At 64.6% G+C, this 9,498-nt stretch carries 10 protein-coding genes; 1 reads left to right on the top strand and 9 read right to left on the bottom strand.

Annotation, left to right across the window (positions count from 1 at the left end; translation table 11 throughout):
* The 7 genes from EV674_RS08545 to EV674_RS08515 form a co-directional block, all read right to left on the bottom strand.
* Positions 1–1,207: DUF4214 domain-containing protein (locus tag EV674_RS08545; RefSeq protein WP_132750406.1), on the bottom strand; the 1,207-nt coding region annotated here is incomplete at its 3' end.
* Positions 1,208–1,615: 408 nt separating this feature from the next.
* Entirely contained in the window at positions 1,616–2,059 is a 444-nt protein-coding gene (locus tag EV674_RS08540) for a universal stress protein (RefSeq protein WP_119013153.1), read from the bottom strand.
* Positions 2,060–2,160: 101 nt separating this feature from the next.
* A complete protein-coding gene (locus tag EV674_RS08535) occupies positions 2,161–3,570 on the bottom strand; it encodes an MDR family MFS transporter (RefSeq protein WP_119013154.1) in 1,410 nt (469 codons plus the stop codon).
* Positions 3,570–4,781 (bottom strand): multidrug effflux MFS transporter, encoded by a 1,212-nt coding sequence (locus EV674_RS08530; protein WP_119013155.1) that lies wholly within the window; start codon positions 4,779–4,781, stop codon positions 3,570–3,572. The genes EV674_RS08535 and EV674_RS08530 overlap by 1 nt, the downstream gene beginning before the upstream one ends.
* Positions 4,782–4,882: 101 nt before the next feature.
* Positions 4,883–5,818, bottom strand: coding sequence for a glutathione S-transferase family protein (locus EV674_RS08525; RefSeq protein WP_119013156.1), 936 nt, complete (start codon positions 5,816–5,818; stop codon positions 4,883–4,885).
* Between the two features lie 32 nt (positions 5,819–5,850).
* Positions 5,851–6,867 carry an NADP-dependent oxidoreductase gene (locus EV674_RS08520; RefSeq protein WP_119013157.1) on the bottom strand — a complete coding sequence of 339 codons (1,017 nt, stop codon included), beginning with the start codon at positions 6,865–6,867 and terminating at the stop codon, positions 5,851–5,853.
* 86 nt (positions 6,868–6,953) lie between these two features.
* Entirely contained in the window at positions 6,954–7,385 is a 432-nt protein-coding gene (locus EV674_RS08515) for a PaaI family thioesterase (RefSeq protein ID WP_119013186.1), read from the bottom strand.
* A gap of 204 nt (positions 7,386–7,589) precedes the next feature.
* Between EV674_RS08515 and EV674_RS08510 the strand changes: the two genes are divergently transcribed.
* Positions 7,590–8,009 (top strand): cupin domain-containing protein, encoded by a 420-nt coding sequence (locus EV674_RS08510; protein ID WP_206613243.1) that lies wholly within the window; start codon positions 7,590–7,592, stop codon positions 8,007–8,009.
* Positions 8,010–8,013: 4 nt separating this feature from the next.
* Here the strand turns inward: EV674_RS08510 and EV674_RS08505 are convergent, their stop codons facing one another.
* On the bottom strand, positions 8,014–8,709 hold the full coding sequence (locus EV674_RS08505; protein ID WP_119013158.1) for an ABC transporter ATP-binding protein: 696 nt from the start codon (positions 8,707–8,709) through the stop codon (positions 8,014–8,016).
* Between the two features lie 4 nt (positions 8,710–8,713).
* Positions 8,714–9,496 (bottom strand): ABC transporter ATP-binding protein, encoded by a 783-nt coding sequence (locus EV674_RS08500; protein WP_119013159.1) that lies wholly within the window; start codon positions 9,494–9,496, stop codon positions 8,714–8,716.
* Positions 9,497–9,498 lie beyond the last annotated feature (2 nt).

Below are 9,498 nucleotides of genomic sequence, written 5' to 3'. Positions count from 1 at the left end.
AGCCATCGCCGTTGCTGCCTGCGGTGAAACCCACCGTGACCGTGTCGCCCTCTTCGTCGGTGGGTGCGCTGTAGGTGGCCACCACCAGGCCATCTACTGTAGCCGCTGCACCTTCCACCACAGGCGCGCCCACAACCACCGACAGCACCGGCGCATCGTTGGTTGCCAACACCAGCACCGTTTCAGTGGCTGCGGGCGATGTGCGTATGCCGTTACCAACCTTGAACTCAATGGTTCGATCCGTGGTGTCTGGATGCCCGGAGGTATTGTTGAACTTCACCGACTCCAGCGCCACCTCAAAGTCTTTATTGGCAGGCGTCTGCCCCGGCTTTGCACTCAGCGTTAGCACTACGTTAGCGCCGCCCCCAACTGTTGTCACTACGCCTTGAATTTTGCCGGTGTTCGTGAACAGCAACTCATCGCCTGCTTTCGCATTGGTGATAGTCACTGTAGCCTTGGTCACCGTACCGGTGCCCAGGAATGTCAGCCCACTGTTGATGGTGACAGCACCGGACTGGTCGTCCACCCCCTCTTTTTCTGTGAATACCGGAGACTGGTCTGCAGCCCTGATAGTCACAGTGAAAATCGGGGGCTGGGGTGGGTCTGATTCCAGGATCGGATCACCTGGATCGGCAATGGTGCTTTTGATCTGCTCGGTAATTTGCGCAGCACTCAGCAGCGTGGCGGGGTTAGAGGTGACAGTCTTGAGGATATCGCGCGCCGCTTGTGCATCTGCGGAGCCCGCGTAAGTAGCGTTAAAGCTGCTGCCCGTGCCAAATCCGGGGTCGGTCAGCGGACGGCCATCAACTTGTGCCGTAAACAGGTTGGCCACCTGTAGCTTGTGCGCAATAGCCAGGCTGTCATCATTGCGCGCCCCACTCAGTACGGCAAGGGCGATGGAGCCGGGGGTGAAGGTACCCGCCTTGAAACCATTGACAAAGAACTCCTTGCCCGCAGCATCGGGAGCGCGGTTGAACAACGCCAGGTAGATTTGATCTACCACGGCACCAATAGTGGTGTCGTCAATGGTGCTGTACAAAGCCAAGGCTTCGGGCGAATCTGCAAAGGCAGCTATCACTGCATTGGTGTTGCCATCGGCCAGTTCAATCTGCTCGGCCCAGTACCTCAGTCCTGCGGGGTCTGCGGGACGCTGGTAATACGCGATGTAGAGTTGCTGAACGAAGTTGAAATAGCTGGTTGCCGCCATAGGGATTTCCTCCGGGTAAGGACAATTGGTGCCCGCTGGATCAAGAGTGATTCAGCCCAATGTAGGCACAAAAACCCTTTCAACCAACTATTATTTGACAGTAGCTCAGCAGTACAGCAATGCAGCAATGCGTCTTGCGGGCCTTGATTTGCTATATCTTCAATAGCTTTTTGCGCTTATCCCACGCGGCTTTGGGGCCGATTTAGATATAAATCTGGCTACGGTGTTGGTTGCCCGGGCTACGACTGTGAGACCTGGGCTTGGTAGATAGCGCGCAGCACAATAAGCAAAAACTGTATCTGCCGTTGAAAATACAGACGCCCGACGGAATCCATCGGGCGCCATGGCCGTTCTGAACCGACACGTTTAAACGTTGGTGGCAGATAAGCGACGGCCTGGCACTGGCGCTCAGTGCAGCACAAACACCGGCAGGCTGCTGCGGGCGATGATTTTCTTGGTGTGCGAGCCAAACAGGAACTCGCCCACAGGGCCACGGCCATGGGTGACCATGACGATCATGTCGCAGCCGTGCTTTTCAGCTTCTTCGATGATGGCCTGGTCCACGCCATAGGCGGTGACGGAGGCGCCGGTAAATTCCACGCCAGCGGCCTTGGCACGCTCTTCAAACTGGCCCAGCAGGGCTTGGGCGTGCTCGGTGTTGCGGGCCTCGTGGGCCTTGATGCGGTGGGTGAAAGCATCGGCGTCGTGGCTGGTGGCAGACAGTGGCAGGTCTGGCTCAACCACAAAACCCGTGATGCGCGCGCCCAACTGGGCGGCCAGCGCAATGCTGCCCTCCATGGCACGGTGGGACAGTTCCGACCCATCCACGGGCACGAAAAGATGCTTGTACATAACCTCTCCTTTTTAAAAAAACAATCGCTGACAACCAGCGTGACAAAAACCCCATTAGCTTAGCGCGTGATTGCGGCGCCCACTGTGATTCCCGAATGCGCTCAGTGCCCTGCCCCTTGGGGCGCGCGCACACGCAAAGAGCTGCACACCCCGGAAAAAACTGCACACCCTGCCCCCAGCCACAGCGCCACCACTTCCCCCTGGCCGTTGTGCGGTGGCCAGACGGCAAACAGCGCCGCCAGGATCACCGCCCCGGTGGTTTGCCCCGTCAACCGCGCGGTGCCCAGCATGCCGCTGGCCGCGCCGCTGCGCTGCAAGGGTGCAGTGGTGACGATGGTGTGGTTGTTGGGCGACTGGAACAGCGCAAACCCGGCGCCGCACACCGCCAGGCGCCAAACCAGATTCCAATCCGATGGCGCAGCGGGCAAGCTCGCCAGCAACGCCAGGCCGCAGGCAAACACCGCCATGCCGATGCCACCCAGCAGCCCGTCGGGGTAACGGCCAATGAGCCGCCCGGCCAGCGGGGCCACCACCACAATCGCCAGCGGCCAGGCCGTCAGCAGCAGACCCGCCTGCAACGGGGTGCGGCCAAAACCCTCCAGCAGCAAAAACGGCAGCGCCAGATAAGCCAGCATCTGCGCACAAAACGCCCCTACCGATGCGCCCATCGAGAGCGCAAACACCGGTATGCGCAGCAAATCGACTGGCAACAGCGGCACGGCCAGGCGCTGCTGGCGGCGCCAATACACCACGCCCACCAGCACCCCGGCGGCCAGCAGGCCCCAGGCCAAGGGCGAGGCCGTGCCCGATGCCACGCCACCGCGCACACTCAGGCGCTCGGCGCCGACAAAAATCAGCGCAAACATGAGCCCGTTGAGAACCACGTCCAGCCACGAATGGCGCCCGCCCAGCGCTGCCACCGGGTTATGCGGCAAGGCACGCCGCCCCAGCCACACCGTGAAGGCGCCCAGCGGCAGGTTCAGTGCAAACAGCCAGGGCCACGAGGCCACCGACAGCACCATGGCGGCCACCGTAGGCCCGGCCACCGAAGAGATGGCCACCACCATCGAATTGATGGCCATGCCCCGGCCCAGCTGCGCACGCGGGTAAATCAGGCGCACCAAAGCCGCATTCACGCTCATGATGCCCGCCGCGCCCAGGCCCTGCACGGCGCGCGCAGCAATCAGGGTGCCCAGCGAATTGGCCAGCATGGCACCCACCGAGGCCAGCGCAAACAGCCCCAAGCCCAGCAGGTACACGCGCCGGTAGCCCAGGCGCTCGCCCAGCGAGGCCAGCGGCAGCAGCATGATCAGCGTGGCCATCTGGTAGGCGTTGACCACCCAGATGGCGTGCGCGGCGCTGGCGTTCATCTCGCGTGCAATGCCCGGCAGGGCCAGGTTGACGACGCTGCCGTCGAGCACCGCCACCGTCAGGCCCAGGATGATGACCAGCATGGCACGGCTGCGCGCGGGCGCGGGCAGGCCGTCGGGCAAGGCGCTCTGGGGGGGCATCAGGCGCGGCGCTCCTGCAAGGCGCCCGAATGCACCCGGCCCAGCGTCAGCCAGGTCAGCGCCACACCCACCAGGGCGCCTGCGGCCATCCCCACCACCATGGGCAGTGGCTGGCCGCTCGAAAACAGGCCCACTACCCCCATGGCGGCTGCACCCGTGAGCATCTGCAACGTGCCCAACAGGGCCGAAGCCGTGCCCGCAATGGCACCATGCTGCTCCAGTGCCAGCACAGAGGTGGTCGGGATCACCAGCCCCATGAAAGCGCTGGCGATAAAATACAGCGCAATCAGCACCGCCAGCCGGTCGCCACCGGCCAGGTAGTAGCCCAGCAACACCAGCATCACCGCCCCCGAGGCGCTGGCAGCGGCCTTGACCACGCGCACCAACCCGAAACGCTCACCCAATGCCCCCGTCAACTGCGACGCGCCGATAAACGCCACAGCATTGACCGAAAACGCCAGGCTGTACTGGGTGGGCGTGAGCCCGTAATGGTTGATAAGCACAAACGGCGAACTGGCCAGATAGACAAAAAAGCCGGACATGGCGCAGCCCCCAATGAAAACCAGCCCCAGGTAATGGCGGTCGCGCAGCAGCAGGCCATAGGCGTGCAAAGCACTGGCCAAGCTGCTTTGCACGCGCTCAGACGCGGGCCGGGTCTCTGACAGCGTGGTGAACACCAGCGCCAGCCCCGCCGTGGCGGCCAACGCCACGGCCCAGAACACGCCGCGCCAGCCGGTCACGGCAATCAGCGCGCTGCCCGCCAACGGCGCCAGGATGGGCGAGACGCTGAACACCAGCATCAGCAGCGACATCAGCCGCGCGGCCTCGGTGCCGGTGTGCAGGTCGCGCACCACGGCACGCGGAATGGCCATGCCAGCGGCAGCCCCCAGCCCCTGCACAAAGCGCAGCGCAACCAGGGTGTCGATGTCGGTGGCCAGCGCACAGCCCACGCTGGCCAGGGTGAACAGGCCCAGGCCAAAGTACAGCGGCGGCTTGCGCCCGAGCATGTCGGACACCGGCCCATACAGCAATTGGCCCACGCCCAGCGCCAGGAAGAACGCGGTCAGGCTCCATTGCACAGCCCCCACTTCGGCGCCCAGGCTTTGGCCAATGGCGGGCAGCGCGGGCAGGTACATGTCAATGGCGAAAGGCCCGATGGCCGAGAGCAGACCCAAAATCAGGGCCATTTTCAAAAAGCGGGAAAAAAGCATAGCGTTTGATTGTCGCCACCGTGGCCTGGTTCTGCTGGCCACGGGCACCAAGCACCGACCCGCAGTGGGGGCGGTGGGCGGTGGTTAGTGCGGGCCAGACCTCACGCCTGGGCCTGCCGCAGGGTGTAACCAATGCGCGGAAAGTGGACGTGGACGGTGCCCGCGCGCGGGTCTTGGCGGCACAGCGTGTAGCGCGTGCGCGTGGCGGCCAGCAGCTCGCCCTGGGTGGGCTCGGTGCCAAAGCTGTCGGCAGCGATCTGTACGCTGGAGCCCAGCGCAATGCCGTGCTCGTCCTGAAAAACCTCGTCCCCCAGCGGCAGCGGCTCGGCCCTGGCGGCCACGGTGATGGCGTCTTCGGCGCTGAACTTTTCCATGCGCTGCAAGCCCAGCGCGGCGATGCGGTCCATCCACTCCAGCACGGCGGGCGTGGCCGCGAAGATGTCGGCCATCACCGGCACACAGGTGCGCGTGAACCACAGCGGGTGGTAGGCGGCAAAGTCGGCCAGGCAGGGCTCGGCACCGAACAAAAAGTCGTGCTCTTCGGCCATGTGCGCAATGCGCCGCAGGTACGAGCGGTAGGCGGCGGTGGCCTCGGGCGGGCGCAGGCGCGGCATGCCTGCGCTCATTTCACGGCGGTCTTCGCTGAAAGCCTGGGCCATGCCTTCGGGCAGGTTGGCAAACAGGGCGGCAGCGCCACGCGGTTGCAGGTTGTAGGCCATGGCGGCCCCGAACAAGGTGCTGTCAGCCCACTGCGCAAACACCCGCGCCACGCCCTTGAGGTGGGGCGGGTACAGCACGGGCTCGGGCTGCACATGCTCCAGCACATCGCAGATCAGGGCCGAATCGCAGTAAATGTCGGCGCCAATCTGCAAAAAAGGCGTCTTGCGGTAGCCGCCCGTGAGCGCCTGCACATCAGGCTTGGGCAAGATGGTGGGCACGACCACCGACTTCCAGGGCAACTGCTTGTAAGCCAGCGCGCGCCGGATTTTTTCAGAGAACGGCGACGCGGGGTAGTGGTGCAGGATGAGCGCGGTCATAGAGGGCCTTTCCGGGAGGAGATGCACAGGTATCAGACCAGCTGGACGAGCTGCTTGCCAAAGTTCTTGCCCTTGAGCAGGCCCAAAAACGCCTCGGGCGCGGCAGCAATGCCTTGCGCAATGCTCTGGCGCGGGCTCAGTTGGCCGCTGGCCACCAGCTGGCCCAGTTCGGCCAGGGCCTCGGGCCAGACCTCCATGTGCTCGCTGACGATGAAGCCTTCCATCTTGATGCGGTTGAGCAGCAACAGCGCCGGGTGGGCCATGGGCAACGGCGCACCGTCGTAGCCCGCGATCATGCCGCACAGGGCGATGCGGCCAAAGGCGTTCATGCGCAGCATCACGGCGTCCAGGATGTAGCCGCCCACGTTTTCAAAATAGCCGTCAATGCCATCGGGGCAAGCCGCTTTCAGCGCCTGGGTCATGGCGGGGGTGTCGGCATGGACGCGGTAGTCGATGCAGGCGTCAAAGTGCAGCTCTTCGGTGGCGTAGCGGCATTTGTCAGGCCCGCCGGCAATGCCCACCACGCGGCAGCCGCGCGCCTTGGCCAGCGCCGCAAAAGCGCTGCCCACGGCGCCCGTGGCGGCGCTGACCACCACGGTATCGCCCGCCTTGGGTGCAATGATCTTGACCAGGCCGTACCAGGCGGTCACGCCAGGCATGCCCACCGCGCCCAGGTAGTGCGAGAGGGGCACCTGCGTGGTGTCCACTTTTTTCAGGGTGCCGGGCTGGGCGGCGTTGACCACGCTGTACTCCTGCCAGCCGCCAAAGCCCACCACCTTGTCGCCCACAGCGAACCTGGGGTCTCGGGATTCGATCACCTCGCCTGCGGTGCCGCCCTGCATCACCTCGCCCAGGGGCTGGGGTGCAGCGTAGCTCTTGCTGTCGTTCATGCGGCCGCGCATATAGGGGTCCAAGCTCAGGTAGTGGTGGCGCACCAGCACCTGGCCGTCTTGCAGCGCCGGGGTGTCGCTGGCCACCAGCTTGAAGTTGCTGGCACTGGCCTGGCCTTGGGGGCGGTTGTCGAGCAGGATTTGCTGGTTGCGGGGCATGGTGCTTTCCTTTACTACACTTTTGATAGCTGCTTGCGCCCTACCATAGGGCGCCAGAGCCTGATTTGACTATAAAAAACTGGTCATCAATCGGTGGAAATGGCTTTCAGGGCGTGGGTGCTGCGGCTGTCCACGGGCAGGCGCTTGACGTATTTGAAGGTGCCGGTGGCATGGCTGCACACGCGCCCCTGGGCGTCGAACACGGTGCCTTCGGTAAACGCCATGGTGGCCGTGCGGTGGATCAAGCGGCCCTTGGCCACCAGCGGGCCGCGCGCGGGGTGCATGAAGCTGGTTTTCATCTCGATGGTGACCACGCCCATGTCGGGGGTGTCGCTGCGTGCAGCCGTGGCCAGGGTCACGTCCAGCAAGGTCATGGTGGCGCCGCCGTGCGTCACATCAAACGAGTTCAGGTGCTCGGGCTTTGCTTCGTAGCGCAGCTCGGACTCGCCGCCCTCCATGCGGTGCAGGGTAAAGCCGAGGTGGCTGACGAAGGGGATTTCCACACCAAATTTCAACACGACACACTCCAGGAAGCAAAAAAACAGAGCGCGCAGGATACCGCGCGCCATACCACGGCCCCCGATGCGCTCAGGCACCACAGTGGCCTGCCGAAGGGGGCGCCAGATTGTGCGGCTGCGCAGTGCCAAAGGTTGTCGCCGGGGTGATTGGGCGCTTGGTCTGGCGCTGCCGGTATGGTGCAATCGTGCAATTTTTGGCCCGCTATGCAAGACCAACACCCTGCCCCGCTGCCCACACCACCGTTTTCTACCGTGGCCCTGCCCCTGGAGCCCACCGTCACTGCGCCCGATGGCTCGGACGTGCGGGTGCTGGCGGGGGTGCGGGGCGGCTCCATGGCGCACTTTGCGCTGGCACCGGGCCGCTGCTCGGCTGCGGTGCAGCACAAAACCGTGGAAGAGCTGTGGTACGTGCTCAGCGGCGAGGCCCAGATGTGGCGCTGCCAGGGCGAGCGCGAAGAAGTGGTCACCTTGACCGCCGGCGTGAGCCTGTCGATTCCGCAAGGCACCCGCTTTCAGTTCAAGGCCGTGGGCAGCACGCCCTTTGCCGCCGTGGGCGTGACCATGCCGCCCTGGCCCGGCCCCGATGAGGCCGAGCTGGTGGCCGGGCCCTGGCAGGCCTGCTGAGCCTCTACACCTCCAGCCACTCCTGGCGCACGGCATCGTCGGCTTGCAGGCTGGCGGGTGTGCCGTCAAAGACGATGCGGCCCTGGCCCATGACCAGGGCGCGGTCGGACACGCGCAGGGCAATGGTGAGCTTTTGCTCTATCAACAGCACCGCAATGCCGCGCGCCTGGAGCGCTTGCAGGTACTGCGCCACCAGTTCAATGAGCTGGGGCGCCAGGCCCTCGGTGGGCTCGTCGATGAGGATGAGGTCGGGGTCGCCCATCAACGTGCGGCACAGGGTAAGCATTTGCTGCTCGCCGCCCGAGAGCACGCCCGCCTCGGTGTGCTGGCGCGCTTTCAGGCGCGGAAACATGGCATACATGTCATCCAGCGACCAGCGGCTGCCTTTGCCACGGCCCTTTTGCCCCAGCAGCAGGTTTTGCTGCACTGTGAGGTGCGGAAACACCTCGCGCCCCTCGGGCACGTAGCCTATGCCCGCGTGGGCGATGTCGTAGGGGGCGCGCCCGGCCAGGCTCTGGCCCTTCCAGCGCACGCTGCCCTGCCAGTCCACCAGGCCCATGATGGCCTTGGCCGTGGTGGAGCGGCCCGAGCCGTTGCGCCCCAGCAGCGCGACGATTTCGCCGGGCTGCACAGCAAAGTGGACGCCATGCAGCACATGGCTTTTGCCGTAGTAGGCGTGCAGGTTGTCGATGTGCAGCATGTGCTCAGTCTGGTTCTGTCGGGGCGTTGTCGGGGGCGGTGCCCAGGTAGGCCGCTTGCACGCGCGGGTTGGCGCGCACCTGCTCAGGGGTGTCAAAGGCAATCACCTGGCCATAGACCAGCACGGCAATCTTGTCGGCCAGGCCAAACACCACGCCCATATCGTGCTCCACGGTGAGCAGGGTGCGCCCTTCGGTGACTTGCTTGATGAGCTGGACAAAGCGCCGGGTTTCGCTCTGGCTCATGCCGGCGGTGGGCTCATCGAGCAAGACGACGGGGGCGCCACTGGCGATGGTGATGCCAATCTCCAGCGCGCGCTGCTCGGCGTAGGTGAGGTTGGCGGCCAGCACATCGCGCTTGTGCTCCAGGTGCAGTTGCGCCACGAGCTGCTCGGTGCGCGCGTTGGCGTCGCGCATGCCGGAGAGCAAGCGCCAGAAGCTGTAGCGGTAGCCCAGGCTCCAGAGCACGCTACAGCGCAAGTTGTCAAACACGCTGAGCTGGGGGAACAGGTGGCTGATCTGGAAGCTGCGGCTCAAGCCCAGGCGGTGGATTTGAAACGGTTTTTTGCCATCAATGCGCTGGCCGTTCAGCAGCACCTGGCCGCTGCTGGGCGCGCACCGCCCGCTGATGAGGTTGAACAGGGTTGACTTGCCCGCGCCGTTGGGGCCGATGATGGCCACGCGCTCGCCGGGCGCGACAGCCAAGTCCACGCCCCGGATGATGTCGGTTTTGCCAAAGCTTTTGTGCAGGCCGCGCAGCTCCAGCGCCAAGGGGGGTGAGAGCGCCATGG

It is taken from the genome of Simplicispira metamorpha (assembly GCF_004341365.1).
Classification (GTDB): Bacteria; Pseudomonadota; Gammaproteobacteria; order Burkholderiales; family Burkholderiaceae_C; genus Simplicispira; species Simplicispira metamorpha.
This window is presented reverse-complemented; position numbering and strand designations above follow the sequence as displayed.